Origin of the sequence: Desulfosporosinus acididurans (assembly GCF_001029285.1) — a bacterium.
Lineage (GTDB): Bacteria > Bacillota > Desulfitobacteriia > Desulfitobacteriales > Desulfitobacteriaceae > Desulfosporosinus > Desulfosporosinus acididurans.
This window is the reverse complement of record NZ_LDZY01000015.1, coordinates 44459-67212: the sequence shown is the minus strand read 5'-3', so window position 1 is coordinate 67212 and position 22754 is coordinate 44459. Positions and strand designations below refer to the sequence as shown.

Here is a 22754-nt window from a genome sequence, read left to right as displayed (position 1 = left end):
CAATTGGTAAAATGTCTGTGCAAACGATTTGTGGTATTGATCTAGGAAGTCGAAGTATTAAGATGGCCCTCATGCAGTTCCAAACGGAATCTGATTCCCTAGAGATTAAGCGGCTGGAAAAGTTGGATACTATTCGTTTTTATCGAGAGTATGGACGTAAGCGCGATGGGAAGCTGGTCGTGAATTTTGAAGCTCTGGGTTTGCCTGAAATTGACAGTCTCGTATCTACCGGCTATGGCCGAAATACCTTAGAGCTCGCTGGGGGGGAAGCAATTCCGGAATTAAAAGCTCATGTTCTGGGCGCTATCTACCAAACTGGGCTTAACGATTTCACTCTCGTTGATTTAGGAGGACAGGATAGTAAAATCATTCAAGTCCGCAGAGGCAAAATGATTGACTTTTTGACAAATGATAAGTGTGCAGCCTCGTCTGGACGTTATTTAGAAAACATGGCGGCTGTATTAGATTTGTCGATTGAGGAGCTTGGCCATTATGCAGATTCTCCTGTGGAGTTGAATTCTACCTGTGCTGTGTTTGGGGAAAGTGAACTCATTGGTAAGATTGTTGAAGGCTTTTCTCTTAATGAGCTTGCTGCCGGAGTAAATGCAACCATAGTTAAGAGGATATTGCCACTCCTACGATCCTTTGATGGGGAGCTTTTAGTCTTTACCGGAGGAGTTGCCCATAATTATGCGGTTACAAGGCTTTTGCAGGAGGGTACGGGCAGGCGGATTATTATTCCACAGGAACCTCAGTTTAATGGGGCGATTGGGTGCTGCGTTAAAGGCCGCGATCTCCTAATGAACTACTCGGACTGATTTAAGCAATATTAAGGTAATACTTTGAGTAGTCAGCCTTCGAGGTCCACTTCGGGATAGGGGAGATATACCTTTACAGTCCGTGTTGTTTTAGTTTTCACAATCGAAATTGAACAGAAAATAACCGGTCGGGGAAATATGGAATTCCAAGATATTGTAGAAGGGCTCTGGGGTTTCTTAGTCGCATTTGCAATATACATAGGGTTGGCGGTTTTTGGAAGAGCGATAAAGAAACATAGGAAAATTTAGATCTGTGAATTAATAATTCAATCATTTTTGTGAAAATGTTTCCTTTCCTAAGAAGGATAATGCACATACAAACAAGAATAATACTATCGGATTCAAGAGTTCTTTGTCGGAATTGGTTTATTTCTTTTGCGATATGCTGCCTAAAACTATTAGAATAATACTCTTTTACACATAGGAGGAGGAAAATTGATGAAAAGGCTCTATCACAAGGTGCTGGCTATAGTGATTTGTTTAATGATTGTTGGAGTGATTTTTCCCCGAAACACTCTCGCAAGCACTATTCCTTTGGCACCAACAAATCTTACTGCTACAACAGTAAATAGTAACCAAATTTACTTATCCTGGAATCCGGTGGTCGATGCAACGGCGTACTACGTTTACAGGGCGACTTCACCTGATGGATATTACACCATTATTGCTTCTCCAACATCTACAAATTATACCGATTCTGGTATATCGCCGAGTGTTTCCTATTATTATAAAGTTACAGCTGCGAATTCTGCCGGAACAAGCTCAGATTCAGCAATAGTATATGCTACATCGAATAATTCAAATGGTGCTCCTGCTGCACCAACAAATCTTACAGCAACTGCAGCAAATGGTAATCAAATTTATCTTAACTGGAGTCCCGTTGCCAACGCATCCTACTATTATGTTTATAAGTCAACTACCGTTACTGGAAATTATTCCCTCATTGCTGGACCAACAACTACAAATTATACGGATTATAATGTGTCATTAAACACACCCTACTATTATAAGGTAGATGCTATAAATAGTGCCGGAACAAGTGCGGATTCTTCAATCGTATATGCGATACCAACTAATTCTAATACTGCTCTGTCGGCTCCGGTAAATCTCGTTGCTCAGGCGCAAAGTGGTAATCAAGTATATTTGACTTGGAATCCTGTTGTTAATGCTACCTATTATTCTGTGTACAGATCAACGTCATACGGCGGACCCTTTGCTATTGTTGGTTCGCCTTCATCTTCGACTTTGATGGATACGAATGTGTCTCCAAACACAACCTACTATTACAAAGTGGATGCAGTTGGCAGTACCGGAACAAGTTCGGATTCTGCTATAGTTTATGCGATAACAAATACGTCCAATATCGCACTATCTGCTCCTTCAAATCTTACAGCTACGCCTACGAACAGTAGTCAAGTGTATTTGACTTGGAGTCCCGTTAATTACGCAACCTATTATTCCGTCTACAGGTCTACCACAGTTTCAGGCCCTTTCACGATTGTTGGGGCACCAACAACCTCAAATTACACGGATTCTTCTGTGCAATTATACACAACTTATTATTATAAAATTGAGGCGGTAAATAGCGCAGGATCAAGTCCGGATTCTCAAATAGTTTCAACCACAGCCAATTTTTCCAACAGTACTTTGTCCGCCCCTACGCAAGTTTCAGCAAGTGTTGTAAGTACAAGTCAATTATGCGTAACCTGGAACCCTGTAAGCTATGCAACGAGCTATTATGTTTATAGAGCGACTTCTCTAGCGGGTCCGTTTTCGATTGTTGGTATGCCGTCAACGACGACTTTCACCGATCTGGGGTTGTCATCGAACACAACTTATTATTATAAAGTAGTGGCGGTAGGCAATGCGGGTACTAGTTCGGATTCGGCAATTGTTTCTGCTTCTACAACCTATACAAATGGAGCGATAGCTGCGCCGACAAATCTTATCGCTACTGTTGTAAACACTAGTCAAGTATACTTAACTTGGTCTTCTGTGAGTAATGCGACAAGCTATAACGTTTATAGAGCAACCTCAGCTTCGGGAACTTTTACTGTTATTGGTACGTCTACAACAGCTAATTATACTGATACAGGCTTGTCAACAGGCATTACGTATTATTATAAAGTGGTGGCTGTTGGAAGTGCAGGCAGCAGCGCAGACTCGGCGATCGTCCCTGCAACAACAACGAGTACTAACGGTGCCCTGCCGACTCCGACAAATCCGACAGCCACTGCCTTAAGTACCAATCAAATCTATTTAACTTGGGATCCTGTTGGTAATGCAACTTCCTACAATGTGTACAGGGCTGCATCGCCCACAGATACGTACACGAATATTGCTACAACTTCAACTACCAATTATACAGATACCAACCTGCCAGCGAATACCACGTATTATTATGAAATACAGGCTGCAGGCACTTCGGGCTTGAGTTCTTTTTCATCAGTTGTCTCTGCGGCAACTACGGGAACATCCGGCAGCTCTACTTCTTCCAGCAATACCTCACAAATTTCCTCCCAACGATTAGCGGGGCAGGACTCGTACGGTACTTCTGCAGAAGTAGCCAAAGCAGGATGGCTTACTTCTTATTATGCTGTCATTGTCAGTGGAGAAACATTTTCTGATGCTTTATGCAGTGCACCTCTTGCTCAAAAATATAATGCTCCATTGTTGCTAACCACCAAGGATTCCTTGAACGAAGATACAAAGGCACAACTTACACGCTTAAAAGTAAAAAGTGTTTTTATCGTGGGTGGAGTCGGTGTTATTTCTTCGGCAGTTGAACAAACTATTGAAGGTATGGGAATGCAGGTAACAAGAATCGCGGGAAACGATAGTTACGAAACCTCCGTTAAAATCGCCCAAGCACTTGGACAAACTACCCAGGCAGTTATCGCCAGCGGCGAAACTTTCCCGGATGCTCTGTCAATCGCTCCTATTGCTGCAATGAAGGGAATGCCAATCCTGCTGACTACAAAAGATACTCTTCCGGACAGTGTAAAAACCTATCTCAAGGGGATACAAAGTACTTATGTCGTAGGCGGTACTGGAGTTATCAGCGATGCTGTTTATAGTCAACTTCCCTCACCTACGCGCCTGAGCGGAGAAGATCGCTATGATACCAATATTAGTGTACTCAAAGCATTCGCCGGTCAACTAGATTTCAGCACCTGTTATATATCCACCGGTGAAAACTATGCTGACGCTTTAGCTGGTTCAGTATTGGCTTCAATAACAAATTCACCAGTGATCTTGGTAAGCAATCCGGTAGAACAGTCAACCCTTGATTATATGGGGAGCATCGCCGGAAGTATTAATAAAGAGGTTGTTTTCGGCGGGACAGTCGTTGTCCCGGACAGCGTATTAACCAGTCTAAATGGTTCAGGGAATGCTTCAAATACAATTTCTGCGCCGACAATTGCCACTGCTTCCGTTGTAAGCTCAAGTCAAATTAACCTGAGTTGGGATGCTGTAAGCGGTGCGACTTCATATTATGTTTATGGTTCAACTTCCTCCACAGGTACTTTTAGTCATATTGCAACAGTAACGACGAATAGTTATTCAAATACCGGTCTCTGGGCAAATACAACCTATTATTACAAAATCCAGGCAGTTAACAGTTCTGGTACAAGTCAATATTCGCCCGTAGCTTCAGCGACTACAAGCAGCTAAAGGTTGATCGCGGAGGAGATGTTCGATTAGGCTTTCCTTCATTGCTTTTATAGATTTTTCTTCTGCAAAATTATGTAATAATTCCTTTAAAGGAGGTCAGACATCCAAATGAAAGAAATCCACGTGGATGAAATTATTTCGGCCATCCGAACCCTCTGCATGGAGGCAAACTATAATTTGAGTTCGGATATTATGACAGGCTTTCAGTCAGCCCTGAAAAGCGAATCTTCGCCTTTGGGCCTGGAGGTTTTAGAGCGTCTTATCGAAAATGCTGATATTGCCCATAAAGAACAAGTACCAATGTGCCAGGATACCGGGATGGCTGTGCTTTTTGTGGAAATCGGTCAGGATTTGCACATAGCAGGCGGTAACCTGACGGATGCGCTTAATGAAGGAGTACGACAGGGATATGAGCAAGGATTTCTGCGCAAATCTGTTGTCAAGGATCCTTTTGACAGGGTCAATACTGGAGATAATACTCCGGCGATCATTCATTACGATATTGTTCCCGGTGAGGCTTTGCGCCTTATTGTTGCTCCGAAAGGATTTGGGAGTGAGAATATGGGCGGCCTGAAAATGTGTAAGCCTTCGGAAGGTTTGGCAGGCGCGATGGATTTTGTTGTCGATACGGTAGACCGAGCCGGCGGAAACCCTTGCCCTCCGATTATCGTCGGCGTGGGTGTCGGAGGAACTATGGAGAAGTCTACCTTCTTGGCTAAGAAGGCTTTGCTTCGTGAAGTAGGAATCCATAACCAGGATGAACGGTTGGCAAATATTGAAAAAGAATTATTAGAGCGTATCAATCGACTGGGTATTGGACCCCAAGGATTTGGCGGCTTGACGACAGCGCTGGCCGTCAACTTAGAAGTATATCCCACCCATATCGCCGGCATGCCTGTGTCTGTAAATATAGGCTGTCATGCGACGCGGCATAAGGAAATCACCTTACAAGGGAGGGAGAGTAAATGAGTGACGTAAAACGCATCGAAACCCCTCTTACGCAAGAAAAACTCAAGACCTTAAAAGCGGGAGATAATGTTTTATTAAGTGGTGTTATTTATACGGGACGAGATGCTGCTCATAAGAAAATGGTTGAAGCTTTGGAGCAAGGTCTTGAATTGCCCTTCGCTATGAAAGATCAAGTAATTTATTTCGTGGGGCCGACTCCAGCTAAGGAAGGACAAGTGATTGGCTCGGCGGGACCAACGACAAGCGGCCGGATGGATGCTTATTCCCCTAAGTTAATTGCTCAAGGGTTAACAGGAATGATAGGCAAAGGGCTGCGCAGTCCCGAGGTTATAGATGCCATGAAGGAACATGGTGCCGTTTATTTTGGGGCTATCGGCGGGGCTGGTGCTCTTATTGCCAAACGTATTGTTTCGGCAGAAGTGATTGCTTATCCTGAACTGGGACCGGAAGCTGTTCGACGGTTGGTTGTCAAAGACTTTCCGGCGATTGTGATTATTGATCAAGAAGGAACGAATTTGTATGAGAGCGGGAAGGCCCGGTATAGAACCGTTTAAGCTCAAAATTGGTCACAAAAGCTTCACAATTTCTTAAAGTAGAATTGAGGATTTTAATATATAATAAGATATTATTGGAAATCCTTGATAGGAGTGCTAACTATGGATTATTGCCCTTTTTGTGGAGCGCGTGAGGTAGGCAGAATTGGCCGTGAACGTTATTATTGCCGCGAGTGTTGTCATGAGTGGACTAAGGGAGGTGGAGAGGTTAAGATTTATGAGGTTATGTCTGACGGATCGGTTGAACCACTGATCCTTGACCATGAATCTATCACTCATGTTATAACTCGTCCTGCCGTTCGCCGAGCCGGATGAACCGAATTTTGAAGATTAACTAAAGCATAGCAAGAGGCTTTTACTTACTAAGGCTTGACATAAGTACATGACAACAGAATCAACTCAAGGAAAAGAGAGCTCGAAATCGGGCTCTTTTTTCGTTTTGAGAAAATTATCATTGGAATTTGATAGTAAAAGCAGGATTTTGTCGACTATTAATAGAATTCTAAAAATCTAGTATAAAAATCCTAAAATAAAATATGAGTGATATTAAAATTGGATAGTTTATCCTGTGGGTCCCTCGTTAACTTCAGGTAATTAGAGTCCTCCGTCGCTGGTAAGGGTTGCTTTTGATTAACAGGGAAATTATTCAGATCAGATAGTTCATTAACATGGCAAGAAAAAGAATGATTAACTTAAGAAAGGGTGCATAACATTGATACAATTACATCAATTTGAGCTGACGGAATCGACTCGGTTGTTGAAGATTGATTCCGAGCAGTTGAGCCTGCTTAAAGAGGTACGTGCGATTATCGAGAAGGATGCCGATCAAATCATTACCAACTTTTATGCCCATGTTACGACGATTCCGGGTTTGAAAGCAATTATTGATCGTTTTTCTTCGGTGGATAAGCTTAAAATTACGATGAAGAAATATTTGCTCTCAATTTGTCCTGAGACGATTGACGAACAATTTATGCAATGGCGTGTGACTATTGGAGAAGTACATAATCGTATCAATTTACCGCCTTTTTATTATTTAAGCGCTAATCAGGTCTTATGTGATGAAATTATTCCCTTGATCTATAAACATTTCAAGAAAAAAACCGATTTGGCGCTGCGCTCAGCTTTAGCCTTTCAAAGAATTTTGAGTTTCGACCAGCAAGTTGTTATGGCTAGTTATATACAATCCTATATGACTGAGATTGATAAGAAAGCTGAATTGGAAAAGGCACTGTTTGAGATTGACAGTTTGCAGCGGAGAGTCAATGAAGCGAGCCAGGCTTTGGCGGCGACTTCGGAGGAAACGGCTGCATCTGCGGCTGAAATGAATGAAGCGACCACTCGTATTTCCGATAATGCTTCCGAAGCAGCAGAATTTTCGAGGAAAGTCGATGCTTTAGCTCAAGAAGGAGCGAGTAAAATTCAAATGATTTCTGAAACTATTCTGCGTTTGGCAGACATGGCCTCCGATATGCAGGAAAAAATGAACCAGTTGGATCAAAGTTCAGCCCGCATTGCTTCGGTTACTGATGTCATTCGAGAAATAGCTTCTCAGACTAACCTTTTAGCCTTAAACGCGGCTATTGAAGCGGCACGGGCCGGGGACAGCGGCCGAGGCTTCGGTGTTGTTGCTGAAGAAGTTAAGAAACTGGCCACCAATTCAGAACAATCGGTTCGGGAAATTAGTGCTCTTATTACCCAGAGCAAAGAAAATACCATTGCCGTTAATCAGTCGATTGAGGAAACTACGGATGCTATGAAAAGCGCAGCAGTAGAGGCAGGAGAAGTCGTCAATCGCTTCGGTGATATTATGTCAGCCATCAATTCCAGCATTCAACAAGTTCAGGGAATCGCTCAGCAGATTGATGCCTTAGCTATGACGGCAGGACAGATCGGAGCAGCCTCGGAAGATGTCGCTAATTCAGCCACATCGCTGGCGCAAATGGGCATGAGGGAATAGAGAGGGTTAAGTTGGTGGAGAAAATGTCTTTGCCTGAGGATGCCTTTTACATTCGGAGAATGTGGAGCTTTTCCCGAGCTCTTGACCTCGGGTTAGTTGATGAAGAGGTTGAACGCGGATTAAAGTTTGCGGTCGGGCAGCAGCACGGAGAACGGGTAGCTTATATTGCCATGCGTCTGGGCCGCAGTTTGGGACTTCATAAAACGGAATTGGTACATTTAACGGTGGCCGGGCTGCTCCATGATATTGGAGCCATGGGGTCCTTTAGGACTCACTATGGCAACGCTAAGCTTCTTAGCAAGCACTGTCTGGTCGGTTCAGCGATCGTTGAGCGGTTTCCTTCGGGAGCAATTCTTGCCCCTGCGATAAAATATCACCATGAAATGCCGGGTTCAGCTCGGAGCGCCTTGGGTGTTCCTGCTGATGAAGTCCCGCTGATGGCTAGGATTTTATCCTTAGCCGATCAGGTGGATTTGCATCTGTCTCGGCGTCAGCATACCCGTAAAGAACGGGAGGAACTATTACATTGGATTTCCAGGGAAAAGGGAGTTTCGTTTTTTTCTGAACCGGCAGCAGCCTTTGAACAATTAGCCGCCAAAGAATCCTTTTGGCTGGATATCGAGCAGCCGGATTTGCTGCAAATTGTTTTAGGACTCTTGTTTGGGAATTGGCATGTTCCCTTGATTAGAGAATTAGAAACTACGGGATTTACTGATGAGCTGGCAGCGACGTTCGCAGATCTTATCGACCAAAAAAGCAGTTTTACGGCTCGCCACTCACGGTCAGTGGCAGAGGTTGTGGAACGTTTAGCCGAAGGCTTGGGTTGGAGTGAACAGCAACGTCACGAAATCTATGTAGCGGGTTTGCTCCACGATTTAGGCAAGCTCTCTATACCGAAAAAGATCTTAGATAAGCAAGGGCCCCTAGATGCCTCGGAAGTAGATATCATCCGAACTCACACGTATTATACTCATCGCTTGTTGACTGAGGCCGGTTTCCCGACACGGATGGTTGAATGGGCTGCTCATCACCACGAACGTCTTGACGGCAAAGGTTATCCCTTTGCACTTAAGGATAAAGAAATCGATGTTGGCTCTCGGCTCATGACGATTGCAGATATGTTTGCTGCTTTAACTGAGGATCGTCCCTATCGTCCTGCCATGTCAACAACTGAAGCCCTCGATATTATTCAACGAGGTGCAGGCACTAGTGTTGACGGGGAATTAATTGTTTTAGCCAGGAGTCAGCTCTTCTGTCGTTAAGACAAAGCATTTTGTTTGCGCAAATTGCTTGCCTTTACGATGACTATATTATTGATAGTATGTGCCTTGCTGTAGTTGTTTGTTCGGTGATCAAGCAATTTAGAGAAAGCACATACTTTTTTTATTTAAGGACGAATTTATGGTAAAGTGGAATTATTGAATAGAGAAAGGCGCGATTACCTTGTTTTACCCTTTTGAAATGGAACGTTACCTTGAAACCTTGTTAGGCGAAAGGGATCCTTTGCTGCGGGAAATGGAAGAACAAGCTCTTCAGGAAACCATACCTGTGGTGACACCGGCAGTGGGGAATTTTCTCAGCTTGTTGGCGGCCATGAATAAAGCGCAGTCAGTTTTGGAAATTGGTACTGCCATTGGCTATTCTACGATCTGGCTGGCCCGAGGGGTTGAGAAGAGCGGAGGTCATGTTACGACCATCGACATGAATAAAGACCGCTTGTCACGAGCCAGAGGTTATTTCCAACGTGCGGGACTTCTGGAAAAAATCACAGCTCTGGAAGGCGATGCCCGCAAGATTTTGCCTAGCTTGACTTCAGGGTATGACTTTGTTTTTATTGATGCTGCAAAGGGAGAATATTTGGATTACTTAAAGCTGATCGATGGTTTAATTATCCCAGGCGGAATATTGGTTGTTGACAATGTTCTTTTTCGGGGCTGGGTAGTACCGGACAGTAATTTCGCCCCGAAATATGAGCGCATGGTCGGCGGGTTGAGGAAATTTCTGCAGGAACTTTGCGCCAATCCGGACTATGTGACTTCGGTTCTGCCGTTTGGGGACGGCGTATCTGTCAGCAGGAAAGCTGAAAAAGGGAGATAGTTATGGGAGAATGGCAGCCTCTCCGGAGATCATCCCAGCGATTTCAGGAAATAGACCTTTTAAGAGCCAGCGCAATCGTATTCATGGTGATTTTTCACGCAGTTTATGACCTTCATGAGTTTGCCGGAGCGGCTGTCGATTATCGAGCATCCTTCTGGTTTATCCTCGGCAAGACGTCGGCACTGCTCTTTATTCTCTTATCCGGGCTGTCCAGCGGTTTAAGTACTTTCCCCGTTCGCCGGGGTTTAAACATTTTGCTTTATGGAATGGGTGTTACCTTAGTGACGTATCTGGTTATGAAAGAGGAGTACGTCCGCTTTGGAATTTTACATTTTCTTGGGACAGCCATGATTTTATCTCCTCTCTTCAGGAGATTATCCTCGCGTCTCCTTGGGGTCATAACCGTTTTGACTGCTTTCTTAGGGTTTTGGTTTAAAACACTTACGGTTCAGACAAGTTTCTTCCTCCCTTTGGGTCTGATGTATGAGGGATTCAGCTCCATCGACTATTACCCGCTGTTCCCCTATTTAGCGGTGACTATCATTGGCATACTTATTTACAGGCATTTTTATGCCCAAGGAGCTGGAAACGGCAAACCTTCACAAAACTTCCTTCTCTGGAGCCGGCCAAGAATTAATTGGCGTCTTCCCGGATGGGTACAATGGTTAAGTCGGAATTCTTTAGGAATCTATCTGATTCATCAACCGATTCTTTTGCTGCTCCTATACTTAAGCAAACATTTGTAAGATAATAATGAAGTATCGGAGTTTCATTAAACCTGATCATAGAAGGGAGTAGGTATTGAAACGATGTTTGTCCATGAACATTTGATGCAGGCCGTATATTTTGCCCCGCGAGGGAGAAAACGGCTGTTGTTTTTGGGAACAAATATACAGCAGCGTTATTTAAGTCCGGAAGATAAGCTAATTGGCTTTGTGGGAGATGCGGGTGCCGGTAAGTCGCTGCTAATTCGGGGAATGTTTCCTGGTCTGGAATTGACGAATGATGATGACGGTATTAATATCCGGCCGCTGCCCTTAATGGAAGATGCGGAACGTAATCACTTCCGCTGTCATACCTACCATTTGGATGTCCGTTTTGAGTCGGCCTTTACCCAGCCCTGGCAAATTGCGGAGGCCATTCAGAAAGCCATTGCTAAGGGGCATAGAGTTGTTGTTGAGCATTTTGATCTTGTATATCCTCACTTGGGAGCCAATGCCGAAGTTTTAATCGGTGTCGGGGAAGAAGTCATTGTTACACGTCCGACGGTCTTTGGACCTGAACCGCAAAGTATTGCCGATATTGTTTTTGAGTCTATCAAATATAGGCGCATGGCCCATAGTGCCGAAGATCTAACATCGATGATTTTGGAAGAAATGGGTTTGGAAAGGCCCGAAGTGCATAGTGATATAAAGCATGGCTTTGTATTAGAACTTCCTGAGAAACCTGACATTGATTTAGACTTAGTGGAACAGCGCGTCTTAGACTTGATCAAAGCAGATCTGGCAATTTGTTTTGCCGATGACGAGCACATTCGAGTTGGCGAAATGATGTATCCCTGTACCGGTCCGCGCATCCACATTCGAAGAACTAGTGATATTAAAGGTTTTCACCTCCTTAAAGAATTTCGCTTTGATCCTATTGCCAGGCTTTATACCGTTGCTGGGATTGTTGGCGAAGGGGCGATGATAACTCGTTCGATTGATTTGTTTGGAGGCAGAAATCAAAACACAGACGGTAAGTAGAGGATAAATTATTTGTGTATTATTGGCATTTTTAGAAGCGATCTGGTAAACTAAATTAGCAAGCTATAGGTAAAGAAAGGTTAGGTTAATAATGCAGCGTTCATATGATCGGGCCGCAGATGGTCTGCGCCCTGTTAGAATTACAAGACAATTTACGAAGGCGCCGGAAGGGTCAGTTCTTATTGAAGTTGGTCAGACACGGGTTTTATGTACGGCGAGTGTAGAAGAAAAAGTTCCTCCCTTCCAAAAAGGGACGGGAAAAGGCTGGGTAACTGCGGAATATGCCATGATTCCCAGGGCCACCCAAACTCGAACCCAGCGCGAGGCGACCAAAGGAAAGCTCACTGGCCGCACTATGGAAATCCAGCGTTTAATCGGCCGCGCGTTGCGCTCCGTCGTCGACTTGAAAAAATTAGGTGAACGGACGATATGGCTGGATTGCGACGTACTGCAGGCTGACGGCGGTACAAGGACAGCTTCCATCACTGGAGCTTATGTAGCCTTGTTGGATGCCATACAGTATTTACTTGAAAAGAAGCTGATTAAAACGAATCCTATTATGGATACCTTGGCTGCGGTTTCCGTCGGCAAGGTTCTGGGAACTCAGGTCCTGGATTTGGACTATGAGGAAGACTCGAAAGCAGAAGTAGATATGAATGTGGTTATGACAGGAGCAGGAAAATTCGTGGAAATCCAAGGAACTGCAGAAGAAGTTCCTTTTGATCGTGCCGATTTGGATGTGTTTCTGCGTTTAGCGGAAAAAGGGATTCGCTCCCTCATGGAAGTTCAGAAGACAGCAATTGAGACGAATTCATGATGAAGATATTATTAGCTACTCAAAATCAAGGAAAAGTAAGAGAACTGCAGGAGCTGCTGGCTGATGAAGAGATTGAAGTAGTTTCGCTGCGGGATCTTCCCGATTGGGAAGAGGTTGAAGAAAACGGAGAAACCTTTGCTGAAAACGCGGCCCTAAAAGCCAGAGCAGCCGTGCAAAGAACTGGCCTGATTGCTTTGGCCGATGATTCGGGCTTGGAAGTCGATGCGCTAAACGGTGCTCCGGGGGTATTCTCTGCTCGCTTTGCCGGAGAGCCCAAAGACGATGAACGCAACAATGACAAGCTCTTGGGCCTTTTGGAAACAATTCCTGATGATAAAAGAACGGCCCGTTTCCGCTGTGCCTTGGTTATTGCGATTCCCGAAGGGAAAGAATATCTTACTGAGGGAACCGTCGAAGGGAAAATTCTCAGGGAGCGGCGGGGGACGGACGGTTTCGGTTACGATCCATTGTTTTTAGTGCCGGAATTGGGAAGAACTTTAGCTGAGATATCCTTGACTGAGAAGAATGATTTGAGTCACAGAGCTCGAGCCTTCCGCAAGGCGATTCCTATATTGCAGAGATTAAAAGGCTAGAAAAAAGCCCCCCAAAAAAGCTCAAAAAAAATTATAAATTATTGAGCATAAATTCTTGACGAATACGTGGAGATGAGCTATACTAATCAAGTCACCAATCGGGGCATAGCGCAGCTTGGCTAGCGCGCCTGCCTTGGGAGCAGGAGGCCGGGGGTTCGAATCCCTCTGCCCCGACCATTATTCCCAACTTGTCTAGGTTTAGGAGTAACCTGGGTTGACAATCGTAATCTCTCAAACTGCGCCTGTAGCTCAGTTGGATAGAGCATCTGCCTTCTAAGCAGGTTGTCGGGGGTTCGAGTCTCTCCAGGCGCACCAATTGATTTTACTGTACTATGGTGGGTGTGGCGAAGCGGTTAACGCACCGGGTTGTGGTTCCGGCATTCGTGGGTTCGAAACCCATCACCCACCCCATATTAGGAAATTAAGCCAAGATTTATTCTTGGCTTTTTTTATCTTCGAGAAGGTCAGCGCCGTATATAGTGCTGACTTTTTATTTTACCTACCGTATATGGCGGTTTTGAATACCCAAGCAGTAGATTTTCAGTGGCCTCCTTCGCCGCTAAGTATTTCTATTGGGTAAGGCGGCTCGGCCATAATGTCCACTGGACATTATTGTATCTGAAGCCCCGATGTTCAGCTTTAGCGTAAGCGAGTTCACTGTTTTAAATACTAAAACCTTCTCTGTGTTTTTTAGAAATACATGAGAAGGTTTTCTTTTATCTTTTTGCGGCGAGATGACTGCCGGTTAAAAATGTCTAAAGGAAATGTCTGGAGTGACCGGGAAGTTTTTCTTCAAATCTGGAAAAATTATTCTTCCCAAGATATAATTACGGAGAAACATGGGAATATCCTTGATTATGAACAAGGGATGTTTTTTGATAAGCAAAATTAGTTAAGGAAATACTGTTGATATGAGCAAATAGTTCTAAAAAGGAGAGTCGATCCTTTGAAGAATATCTTAAAACTATATAGTAATGACCTCAAAAGGATAAAGGCAAATCCCATTGCCTTAATAATCATTGCTGGATTATGTATCTTGCCCTCCCTCTATGCTTGGGTAAATATATTTGCTTGCTGGGATCCCTATGAAAACACCGGTTCAATTCCGGTGGCGGTAGTGAATCAGGACCAAGGTGTTACATATCAAGGAAAACTGATTAATATAGGCAATACCGTTGTCAATACACTAAAGACGAATAAACAGATTGGCTGGAAATTCGTGTCAGACAATGAAGCCAATTTGGGGGTCGTTGACGGGACTTATTTTGCAGTTATAGAGATCCCAAGCAATTTTTCAGCGAGTTTTGTTAGTTTTCTAACGGCTGCTACGAAGAAACCAGAAATAATTTATAAGGTGGATACGAAGGCCAATCCTGTTGCCGGCAAAATAACGGAGGCAGCTAAAAGTTCACTCGTGGACCAGATTTCAACCAGCTTTATATCTACCGTCAACACAAGTATTTTCACCTTGTTTAATAAAGTCGGTGCAGATGCAGAAGCGAATAAAAGCAAGATCATTCAATGGAAAGATGAAATAATCCAGATTAATCGGAACATGGGTTTGATCTTACCGCTGCTTCAGGACATCAACAGCCGGTCTGGTAACTTAAGCTCGTTCCTGACAGAAATCCAGGCAGCCATGCCGGGAGTGGATAATCAATTAAGCGATCTGGCTCAAATTAACGACAATAACTCGGCAATGCTTAAAACGACTCAGCTTACCTTAAACCAATCTTTTGATACGATCGAGGCAGGTTTGAATAACGCTCAAGCTTCAGTGAACAGAATCCATGATTTGCTGCAGAGCGTAAATTCCTCAGCAGCCAACACGTCCGCATCTCAAGTGAATTCCACCATTGGGCAGATAAACCTGGAGTTAGAGGCCCTTAATAGCCAAATAAGCACTATTATTACTTACTTGCAGAAATTTAATGATTTCAGTCCCAGCACACACCTTGCTAATCTAATTGGTTCTTTGCAAAGCATTAAAAACTCCTTGACAGCCGAAACCAATCAATTAAATTCTTTACAGCAGCAATTCAATCAGGCCAATACAATCAATCAAACACTGTGGCAGCAATTAAATGAGATAACAACAAATCTTAACTCCCAAATCATTCAGGCTGCTAATTTCTATAATGACAGCGCCCAAAAGGATCTAAATGTTATTGCGGGCAATCTGACCAATGCTGCCAATGATGCTTCAAATCTCATAACGTCGGCTCAGGGACTTCAAGCTCAAATCAATAGTCTTATGGGAACAGCAATTCAAGGCAGTCAATTGGCCGCCAAAGTATCCGGCGATTTAAGAAGCAGGTTGTTAGAGTATCAAGGGATTATCTCTGCTTTGAGCGATAAACTTCAGATGGTTAGTAATAATGACTTAGCGCAAATTTTAAGCATACTCCAGAGTAATCCTGAATTAATGGGAAGTTACATTGCATCACCCTTTAATTTGCAGGAGGAGTCTATCTATGGAGTGCCAAACTATGGCTCTGCTATGGCCCCCGTCTATACAGTGTTAGCTCTTTGGGTGGGAACACTCATCTTAACGTCCTTGCTCAAGACGGAACCTGCCTATTACGAAGGAATTGAGACCTTGTCGCTCCGTGAGAAACACTTTGGCAAAATGTTAACCTTTATCACGTTAGCCCTTGTGCAGGGACTCATTGTTTCTCTGGGTGATAAGCTTTTGTTAGGCGTGTATTCGGTTAGTACGCCTTTGATGATTATGGCTGCTTTAATATCATCACTAACCTTTGTCATTATCACCTATACCTTAGTTTCTCTGCTGGGTAATCTCGGCAAGGCTTTAGCCATTATTTATATGATCGTCCAATTAGCGGGAAGCGGGGGGACGTATCCTATTCAGGTTGACCCTTTAATTCTTAGAATACTCCAGCCGACATTTCCCTTTACCTATGCTATTGCCCTTTTTCGAGAGGCAATGGCCGGCCCGTTAATCAGCAGTGTTGCTTTGGATTTTTTCATGCTGATCCTCATTTCAGTCATATTCATTCTGTTGGGCTTTTTCCTTAAAAAGGTTTTATACGAGCACGTTCGTAAGTTCGAAGCGAATTTTAAGCTGTCGGGAATCGGAGAGTAAGTTTGAATTCTGTAATAGTTAGGAGCCTGGCATGAAAGAATTAATCGGAGTCTTTAGGCAAGATTTGAAGAGCATTATTACGAGCAAAGCAGCAATTTTAATTATTATAGGCTTAGGCATTCTGCCTTCGTTATACGCCTGGATCAATATCCGAGCCAGTTGGAACCCTTATGCCAACACAGGCAATCTTCCTATAGCAGTAACGAACGATGATCAAGGCACATCCTTTAATGGTCAAGAAATTAACGTGGGGAATCAGATTATTACAGAACTAAAAAAGAATAAATCCATCCACTGGATAATCCTCGATTCCTGGCAGGCAAACTATGGGCTCAATGAAGGATACTACTACGCTCTCATAGAGATCCCAAGCGATTTTTCGCAAAAGTTAGTAAGCCTGACAAGTGTAACTGCCCCCAAACCCCATATTACCTATAGGGTTAATGAAAAACTAAATGCTATCGCCTCCAAAATTTCCAATGCGGCAACACAGGAATTAGCCGATAGCATTAAAAGCAATTTTCTGGCAACAGTTACGAAGGAAGTCTTGGAAACCTTAAATCCCGTGGCAGGAAATATTCAGACCAACAAGGCTAAAATCCTGCAGATAAAAGATACATTGACTCAGGCTGGCAGTGACCTGGAAGCGATTCGAGGATTCATCAATAAGGCAAATACTAACTCCGAAGCTTTACAAGGTTATTTAAAAACTGTTAAAACAAATCTGCCTCAAATTACGGCCCAAATTAACAATTTACAAAGTGCCGCCGAAGCCAATAAATCTCTGGTGCTTTCTACAAAACAAGCGATTAACAACACGGCTGCAGAGATGAATAACGATTTGATTCAGCTGGAAGCCATTAATCAGCAAAATCAGCTCTTGTTGTCGACCTTGAAGCAAATGGCCTCGACTTCAGATTCAGGTAATCTGATAAATATTATCAATGAACTCTCAAGTCCTCTTCATTCGGCCAATAATTTAATCGATGCCGATATTAACAGCTTAGAATCTATCAATAAAAGTTATCCCAACGGCTCAATAAGCCAATTGATAAGCATGCTTAAGGATTTGCAAGGATTAGTCAGCGATGAAGAAACAAAAGTAAACGCACTCAAAACACTTCTTAATAACGGCGCTTCCCAAGCGTCTCTAACTTCGGCTATTGATCAAGTTTCTGCTCTAAATCAAGAAATTGCCAATAACCTAGTACCAATAACAAATAATTTTTATTCTGCGGGGCTAAAGGTTTTTAACAATCTCTCGGATAATTTTACAAGCGGCTTGGATAATATTAATACGATCCTGGAATCCACAAAGGTTATTGTGCCTCAGTTAAATGCTTTAGCCAATTATGGTATAGCGGGCAGTGAGATATCCAGACAAGAGGCTAGTGATTTAAACAATCAACTCGCAAATCTTCAGAACGAATTAAATCAATTACAGGTTAAACTCAAGGACTTAAACGAAAATAACCTTAATACGATGATTAATTTAATGAAAATGAACCCTGGCCAGGCTGCCAGTTTTCTCTCCTCGCCTATTGATGTCAAAGAAGTTGATATTTACAACATGAAGACGTTTGGGGAGGGCTTAACCCCTTTTTATACTGTTTTAGCTATTTGGGTGGGAGGCCTGCTGTCCTCGTCTTTATTGAGTGTTGAACATACTGCTTATGGAGATAATGAGAAAAGAACATTGACGCTGATCCAAAGACATTATGGCAAAATGCTTTTATTTATGGCCATTTCCCTTGTACAGGCGATTATCGTAACGTTAGGCGACAAGTAGTTATTCCGGCAAATATGCCCCTAATGCTCGGCTTTGCTTTGCTTTCGGGGATTTGCTTCACCAGCATCATTTTCACCTTGGTCTCAATCTTTGGCAATGTTGGTAAGGCGATTGTTGTGGTCATGATGGTTTTTCAGATTGCCGGCTCCGGGGGAATTTATCCTATTCAAACAAACCCGAGAATCTTTGGAATCCTGCAGCCTCTCTGGCCTTTTACTTATGCTATCGGAGGATTTCGGGAAGCGATAGCAGGTCCATTATGGGGCAAAGTAATCAACTATGCAGCTGCTCTGCTTATCTTCAGTCTTGTATTTCTCTGCCTGGGGATTTTAAAAAGGCCCTTTCACAGGCTTACGGAACTAATGGAGCGTAAATTTAAGGAATCGGGACTATAGGTGCTCAAAAAGGGCAGAGGGATTATCAGTCATAACATAGCAGGATTTGGGAACATTACTAAACGAGAATTAGGTTTTATCCAATCGTAAGGGGGCCGTTGCCTAATGAATATCTATCCGTTTTTATAAATAAAACCAGGCATATAAGAGGATAAAACACTATATAGGCATGGTTTTGTTTAATGAGGGGCGTTTCTCACGAGGGGATTAAAAGAGGAAGGACTGAGAGTCTAACGATGGGAGATCAAAACAAGCTGGGAAAGTATGGCTTAACGGCTCTGATTACTGTTGTTTTTATTGTCTTGTTAGTGGCCTTTTTCTACTATGATCGTCAGAACCGGATCTCTGACGTTATTCAGGCCTGGGGCATTTGGGGAGTTGCTTTCGCAATTTTACTGATGACGGCAATCTGCATGACGCCCATACCCTCAGAAGGGCTGGTTATTATGTTTTTGAAAGTCTTTGGAGTGTATGAAGGGGTCTTCTTTGCCTGGATCGGTTCGACATTTAGCTCCCTGGTTATTTTCATTCTTGTGCGATATTATGGTCAAACCCTGATGAAAAAACTTATTTCGCCGGAACGTTTCAACACAGTTGATAATTGGGTCAAAGGCAAAGGGTCTTTCGGGTTGCTAGTGGCCCGGCTGCTTCCTATCCCTGCCTTTGCTGTTAATTATATAGCAGGCGCCATGCCCTCGATGCAGTTATGGACTTATCTCTGGACCGCTGCGGTTTCCATGATTCCGTATTATATCGGTACGGCTCTTGTTTTTTTGGGAATTGCGCGGGCAACCTGGCTCTGGCTGGTTTTGGGATTTGCTGCCCTGGCACTATTCTGGGGAACGAGTTATTTTCTTAATAAAAGAAAAACGGTATTTTAGAGGGTTTTGGCATAGCTTATACTCCCTAGTAAAAGCTTCTCTGAGCGCTTATGCATTTTGCAACGGCCTATCTTACGATTGGGTAAAAATAATTTTCGTGCCCCCCTTAAAACCTCCTTTATATACGTAAGAAATAATAGTACGTACTAAAGCATAAAAAAGGGGATTATGATAAGTTATGAACAAAATACAGCACATGAAAAGAAAAATAGCTATCGCCGCAACATTTACCTTACTTACCCTGCCTGTTGGTTCCGCTCTGACACTCGCTGATACTGTTTCCTCTGCCGCTTCGGCAACCAATGCAACTACAGCTGCAGCTGCAAATTCAGATTCAAATACAAATACAAATACAAATACAGCTGTGCCTCCCTTAGATCCGACAGTGCCTGTAACGGTATCTCCAGCGACTGTTGTTGATGGTAATGGCAATACCGTCACAGCCGAAAATTGGTTCACAGATTTATTAGGCAAAATTCAGCTTATGTTGACCTCTGATCCTGTTAATAAGGCTTCTATTAATGAGCACCATGCTTTAGCAAATCTAGCCGAAGCTAAGAAACTTATGCAGCAAGGAAATTCTCAGGCAGCTGAAGCCAGTCTATCTCAATACTCAGACAAGATGAGTCAAGCTGAAAATTTTATCAGCCAAGCAAAAGATCCAAACAGTGAAACGGCTAAAGCCCTCACTATAGCTCTCGCAAATGTGAATTCAAATAATATTGAGGTGTTAAGCAGTTTATTGGATAAGCTTCCCCCCCAAGCTGCTCAAAGATTAGCCTTGAATATTGTTAAAACTATGGAAAAGGCTGTAACTAAATTGCCTGCTGAAGAGACGGATTCCACCGCGGGAACGACTTCGAGTACTTCTTCGAGTACGAATTCGAGTACGACGGTTCCTTCCGGTACTTCTGCATCAACGTCAGGATCTGTGACTGATTCCGGCTCAGTGACAGCAAACTCGAGTCCAACAAATACTCAACCGGTAACAAATAATACTAAGCAATTAGAAAAGGATGCTAAAGTCGCTTTAGAAAACTTTAAGAAGTCCTTGAAGCAAAATGTAAAGCTTAACCTGGATGATCAAGACCAGGATGAGGATAATTCTGGGACCCAGCAAGTTACACCTGCTCGGCATACTCCGATGACTCAAGGAGTCATGATGTCCGGCCCTGAGGCCGGCTCCAATTCTGTTCATCCTTCAGTAAAGGGATCACCAAATTCAGAGCATGGAAATGGACCAAAAAGTAAAAGTCACGGCAGAGAAGACCATCAAAGAGATTAGAGATGGGGTAACTGAATCCTCTGAAATGGTAAGGTAACAATAGCTGAAAAAGCTCCCGTACACTTCAGCAGTGTGCGGGAGTTTCTATAGCCAAAAGGTTTATGGGAGTTTTTTGATGCTCATGATTACAGAAACGCAGACGAAAGCCTATGGTTTTAATCGTGGTATCTAGTGAAACTATTCAGCGATACATTGCTTCGTTTATCGAGTACGAGGCCTTTCTGGAAGGTATTCGAGTTGAATACGTGAATCCTAAATACACTAGCCACTAGAAATGGATTTCGGTTTAATCACCCAAGAATTCCACCCGCTTCAGCCGTGGGAGTGTCAAAATTATGGTATACTGATATTCAAGTAATAATCAGGGTAGATAAGGAGAGAAAATTTTGGGCAAAGCTAAACCTACCCCCGATGATCTGCGTCGTCAAATTGGCTACAATATGATTACCTTTTTGGGTGTCTTTCTTTTTTTGCCCATCATTTGGTTTATTCATCTTTTTTCCAAAGACTCAAGCTTGTATTGGCGTTGGGGTATTAGTTCGGCCGTCCTCATCATAATCAATATCGTTTTATATTATTGGAACTATCCGGAGAATTGGCTAAAGAATTTGCTGTTTTTGATAGGAATTGATCTGATCATTTTACTATCCGAATATTTTTGGTTATTACGGAGCATGGGGTAACAGTGTGATAGGTAAACCCAGGTTACAAGTTATAGTAGTTTATAGTGAATTTGTTGTGAGTTTATGGTTTGGGCAAGTTGTAGTCTATCCCTTGTCTTTTTGTAAGATATATGGTATTATATTCTCTGCTACGTGATTTCAACATGCGGGAGTGGCGGAACTGGCAGACGCACTGGATTTAGGTTCCAGCGGGCAACCGTGCAGGTTCAAGTCCTGTCTCCCGCACCATTTAGAAACGTTCAAGTACGCTTGAGAGTAAGACTCAAGCGTACTTTTTGATTTTGTACGTATAAGGTGGATTTGGACGTAAATTAACGCGAGTCCAGTGTGTTGGTTTACGGCGAGTCCAGTGTGTTAGCGTTTAGAAAATTATGGATGCCTCCACAAATAAAAGGGAGGTATTGTTTTATGGCAAAAAGGGTACGTAAGGTCACACAATCATTGATTCGTTGGGAGGATACGCTAAGTATGTTCCTAGCTGAAAAGAAGGCACAAGGCCGATCGGACACGACAATTCATGATTATGATTATCACATCCACAAATATTATCGTTTATTTCCCGATGGCAATTTACAGGCGAACCTATACGCCTATATGACTGAAAAGATTGCCCCAGCCACATACAACATTCGGTTAGCGTATTTGAAAGGATTCTACAAGTGGTGTGTGGAACAAGGTTATATGGATGAAAACCCGCTCAAGAACCTTTCAAAACGTCGAGCTGAGCCAAGGATTGTTGAACTGGATACTGAAACACTCACAGAATTGGTGAAATTGCCTGATGTTCGAACTTATGCTGGCTTGCGAGACAAGGCACTTATATTCTTGACGATTGATACAGGTATTAGGCCAAAAGAGGCATGCCAACTCACCAAACATGATTTTAATTCCCGTACTCTAGAGATCTTCATACGTGCGGAGATTGCAAAAACAAGAAATCAGCGAATCTTACCTGTCAGTCAAGCAACTGCCTCGTTAATCTCACAACTCATTGCAGTTCGTCCTCGTGAATGGATAGATGTAACGCCAATTTTCGCCTCTGCCGATGGGACGATGCTGAACAGACATACTTGGGGTGACCGCCTAGAGAAGTAATGCCAACCAATTGGGCGTTAAAATTCGCCCTTATTAGCTTCGACATGCATTTGCTCTAGGCTTTCTCCGCAACGGTGGTAACGCATTATTCTTACAGCGGTTAATGGGACATACGGACTTATCCATGACTAGACGTTATATTGCAGCTACTGATGAGGACTTGAAAGTTGCACATTCAACTGCATCGCCGTTGATGAACTTGATTAAGCCTAAAAGGGTCGGCAAAATAGTTTAATTAACATGTGAATAGACATTCTGAAATAAACGATTTCAGTCGTTAACAAGTTCATGC

20 protein-coding genes, 4 tRNA genes and 1 pseudogene are annotated in these 22754 nt (G+C 43.2%); all 25 read left to right on the top strand.

The window, feature by feature from the left end:
* Window positions 1–11 precede the first annotated feature (11 nt).
* Window positions 12–818: an acyl-CoA dehydratase activase gene (locus tag DEAC_RS18380; RefSeq protein ID WP_047811537.1), complete on the top strand. Its 807-nt coding sequence runs from the start codon at window positions 12–14 to the stop codon at window positions 816–818.
* A gap of 438 nt (window positions 819–1256) precedes the next feature.
* Window positions 1257–4493: a cell wall-binding repeat-containing protein gene (locus DEAC_RS18375; protein WP_083996292.1), complete on the top strand. Its 3237-nt coding sequence runs from the start codon at window positions 1257–1259 to the stop codon at window positions 4491–4493.
* A gap of 108 nt (window positions 4494–4601) precedes the next feature.
* Window positions 4602–5462 carry a fumarate hydratase gene (locus tag DEAC_RS18370; protein ID WP_047811536.1) on the top strand — a complete coding sequence of 287 codons (861 nt, stop codon included), beginning with the start codon at window positions 4602–4604 and terminating at the stop codon, window positions 5460–5462.
* Window positions 5459–6016 carry a Fe-S-containing hydro-lyase gene (locus DEAC_RS18365; protein ID WP_047811535.1) on the top strand — a complete coding sequence of 186 codons (558 nt, stop codon included), beginning with the start codon at window positions 5459–5461 and terminating at the stop codon, window positions 6014–6016. The genes DEAC_RS18370 and DEAC_RS18365 overlap by 4 nt, the downstream gene beginning before the upstream one ends.
* Before the next feature lie 102 nt (window positions 6017–6118).
* Window positions 6119–6331, top strand: coding sequence for a hypothetical protein (locus DEAC_RS18360; protein ID WP_047811534.1), 213 nt, complete (start codon window positions 6119–6121; stop codon window positions 6329–6331).
* Between the two features lie 397 nt (window positions 6332–6728).
* Entirely contained in the window at window positions 6729–7976 is a 1248-nt protein-coding gene (locus DEAC_RS18355; protein WP_047811533.1) for a globin-coupled sensor protein, read from the top strand.
* A 23-nt stretch (window positions 7977–7999) separates the two neighbouring features.
* Entirely contained in the window at window positions 8000–9238 is a 1239-nt protein-coding gene (locus tag DEAC_RS18350) for an HD domain-containing phosphohydrolase (RefSeq protein WP_047811587.1), read from the top strand.
* A gap of 181 nt (window positions 9239–9419) precedes the next feature.
* Window positions 9420–10073 carry an O-methyltransferase gene (locus DEAC_RS18345; RefSeq protein WP_047811532.1) on the top strand — a complete coding sequence of 218 codons (654 nt, stop codon included), beginning with the start codon at window positions 9420–9422 and terminating at the stop codon, window positions 10071–10073.
* Window positions 10074–10075: 2 nt separating this feature from the next.
* A complete protein-coding gene (locus tag DEAC_RS18340) occupies window positions 10076–10819 on the top strand; it encodes a heparan-alpha-glucosaminide N-acetyltransferase (RefSeq protein ID WP_047811531.1) in 744 nt (247 codons plus the stop codon).
* 63 nt (window positions 10820–10882) lie between these two features.
* Window positions 10883–11818 (top strand): hypothetical protein, encoded by a 936-nt coding sequence (locus tag DEAC_RS18335; protein WP_047811530.1) that lies wholly within the window; start codon window positions 10883–10885, stop codon window positions 11816–11818.
* Window positions 11819–11909: 91 nt separating this feature from the next.
* Window positions 11910–12635 carry a ribonuclease PH gene (gene rph / locus DEAC_RS18330; protein ID WP_047811529.1) on the top strand — a complete coding sequence of 242 codons (726 nt, stop codon included), beginning with the start codon at window positions 11910–11912 and terminating at the stop codon, window positions 12633–12635.
* The gene (locus DEAC_RS18325; RefSeq protein ID WP_047811586.1) at window positions 12635–13228 is read left to right on the top strand and encodes an XTP/dITP diphosphatase; all 594 of its coding nucleotides are present in this window, start codon (window positions 12635–12637) and stop codon (window positions 13226–13228) included. Before rph ends, DEAC_RS18325 begins: the two co-directional genes overlap by 1 nt.
* A 99-nt stretch (window positions 13229–13327) precedes the next feature.
* Window positions 13328–13405: transfer RNA gene (locus tag DEAC_RS18320), tRNA-Pro, on the top strand.
* 61 nt (window positions 13406–13466) lie between these two features.
* Window positions 13467–13543, top strand: a tRNA-Arg gene (locus DEAC_RS18315).
* 20 nt (window positions 13544–13563) lie between these two features.
* Window positions 13564–13639, top strand: a tRNA-His gene (locus DEAC_RS18310).
* A gap of 313 nt (window positions 13640–13952) precedes the next feature.
* Window positions 13953–14120, top strand: coding sequence for a hypothetical protein (locus tag DEAC_RS23650; protein ID WP_207642586.1), 168 nt, complete (start codon window positions 13953–13955; stop codon window positions 14118–14120).
* Between the two features lie 54 nt (window positions 14121–14174).
* Window positions 14175–16334, top strand: a complete 2160-nt coding sequence (locus DEAC_RS18305) for a YhgE/Pip domain-containing protein (protein ID WP_047811528.1) — start codon at window positions 14175–14177, stop codon at window positions 16332–16334.
* 31 nt (window positions 16335–16365) lie between these two features.
* Entirely contained in the window at window positions 16366–18123 is a 1758-nt protein-coding gene (locus DEAC_RS18300) for a YhgE/Pip domain-containing protein (RefSeq protein ID WP_427846276.1), read from the top strand.
* A gap of 14 nt (window positions 18124–18137) precedes the next feature.
* Complete coding sequence (locus DEAC_RS24865; RefSeq protein ID WP_427846275.1) at window positions 18138–18518, top strand: ABC transporter permease; 381 nt, start codon at window positions 18138–18140, stop codon at window positions 18516–18518.
* A gap of 236 nt (window positions 18519–18754) precedes the next feature.
* A complete protein-coding gene (locus DEAC_RS18295; RefSeq protein WP_047811585.1) occupies window positions 18755–19399 on the top strand; it encodes a TVP38/TMEM64 family protein in 645 nt (214 codons plus the stop codon).
* 196 nt (window positions 19400–19595) lie between these two features.
* On the top strand, window positions 19596–20684 hold the full coding sequence (locus tag DEAC_RS18290) for a DUF5667 domain-containing protein (protein WP_152671439.1): 1089 nt from the start codon (window positions 19596–19598) through the stop codon (window positions 20682–20684).
* A gap of 386 nt (window positions 20685–21070) precedes the next feature.
* Window positions 21071–21367, top strand: coding sequence for a hypothetical protein (locus DEAC_RS18285; RefSeq protein ID WP_047811527.1), 297 nt, complete (start codon window positions 21071–21073; stop codon window positions 21365–21367).
* A 145-nt stretch (window positions 21368–21512) separates the two neighbouring features.
* Window positions 21513–21595: transfer RNA gene (locus tag DEAC_RS18280), tRNA-Leu, on the top strand.
* 180 nt (window positions 21596–21775) lie between these two features.
* The gene (locus DEAC_RS24610; protein WP_053006499.1) at window positions 21776–22462 is read left to right on the top strand and encodes a tyrosine-type recombinase/integrase; all 687 of its coding nucleotides are present in this window, start codon (window positions 21776–21778) and stop codon (window positions 22460–22462) included.
* Between the two features lie 91 nt (window positions 22463–22553).
* Window positions 22554–22697, top strand: a pseudogene (locus DEAC_RS24860) (site-specific integrase); the annotation flags it as partial.
* Between the last annotated feature and the right edge of the window lie 57 nt (window positions 22698–22754).

Coding starts and splice junctions, on each gene's coding strand:
- DEAC_RS18295 (WP_047811585.1), top strand. CDS start 18,755: ATGGGAGATCAAAACAAGCTGGGAAAGTATGGCTTAACGGCTCTGATT.
- DEAC_RS18335 (WP_047811530.1), top strand. CDS start 10,883: ATGTTTGTCCATGAACATTTGATGCAGGCCGTATATTTTGCCCCGCGA.
- DEAC_RS18365 (WP_047811535.1), top strand. CDS start 5,459: ATGAGTGACGTAAAACGCATCGAAACCCCTCTTACGCAAGAAAAACTC.
- DEAC_RS18360 (WP_047811534.1), top strand. CDS start 6,119: ATGGATTATTGCCCTTTTTGTGGAGCGCGTGAGGTAGGCAGAATTGGC.
- DEAC_RS18380 (WP_047811537.1), top strand. CDS start 12: ATGTCTGTGCAAACGATTTGTGGTATTGATCTAGGAAGTCGAAGTATT.
- rph (WP_047811529.1), top strand. CDS start 11,910: ATGCAGCGTTCATATGATCGGGCCGCAGATGGTCTGCGCCCTGTTAGA.
- DEAC_RS18370 (WP_047811536.1), top strand. CDS start 4,602: ATGAAAGAAATCCACGTGGATGAAATTATTTCGGCCATCCGAACCCTC.
- DEAC_RS18325 (WP_047811586.1), top strand. CDS start 12,635: ATGAAGATATTATTAGCTACTCAAAATCAAGGAAAAGTAAGAGAACTG.
- DEAC_RS24865 (WP_427846275.1), top strand. CDS start 18,138: ATGCCCCTAATGCTCGGCTTTGCTTTGCTTTCGGGGATTTGCTTCACC.
- DEAC_RS18350 (WP_047811587.1), top strand. CDS start 8,000: ATGTCTTTGCCTGAGGATGCCTTTTACATTCGGAGAATGTGGAGCTTT.
- DEAC_RS18290 (WP_152671439.1), top strand. CDS start 19,596: ATGAAAAGAAAAATAGCTATCGCCGCAACATTTACCTTACTTACCCTG.
- DEAC_RS18340 (WP_047811531.1), top strand. CDS start 10,076: ATGGGAGAATGGCAGCCTCTCCGGAGATCATCCCAGCGATTTCAGGAA.
- DEAC_RS18300 (WP_427846276.1), top strand. CDS start 16,366: ATGAAAGAATTAATCGGAGTCTTTAGGCAAGATTTGAAGAGCATTATT.
- DEAC_RS24610 (WP_053006499.1), top strand. CDS start 21,776: ATGGCAAAAAGGGTACGTAAGGTCACACAATCATTGATTCGTTGGGAG.
- DEAC_RS18375 (WP_083996292.1), top strand. CDS start 1,257: ATGAAAAGGCTCTATCACAAGGTGCTGGCTATAGTGATTTGTTTAATG.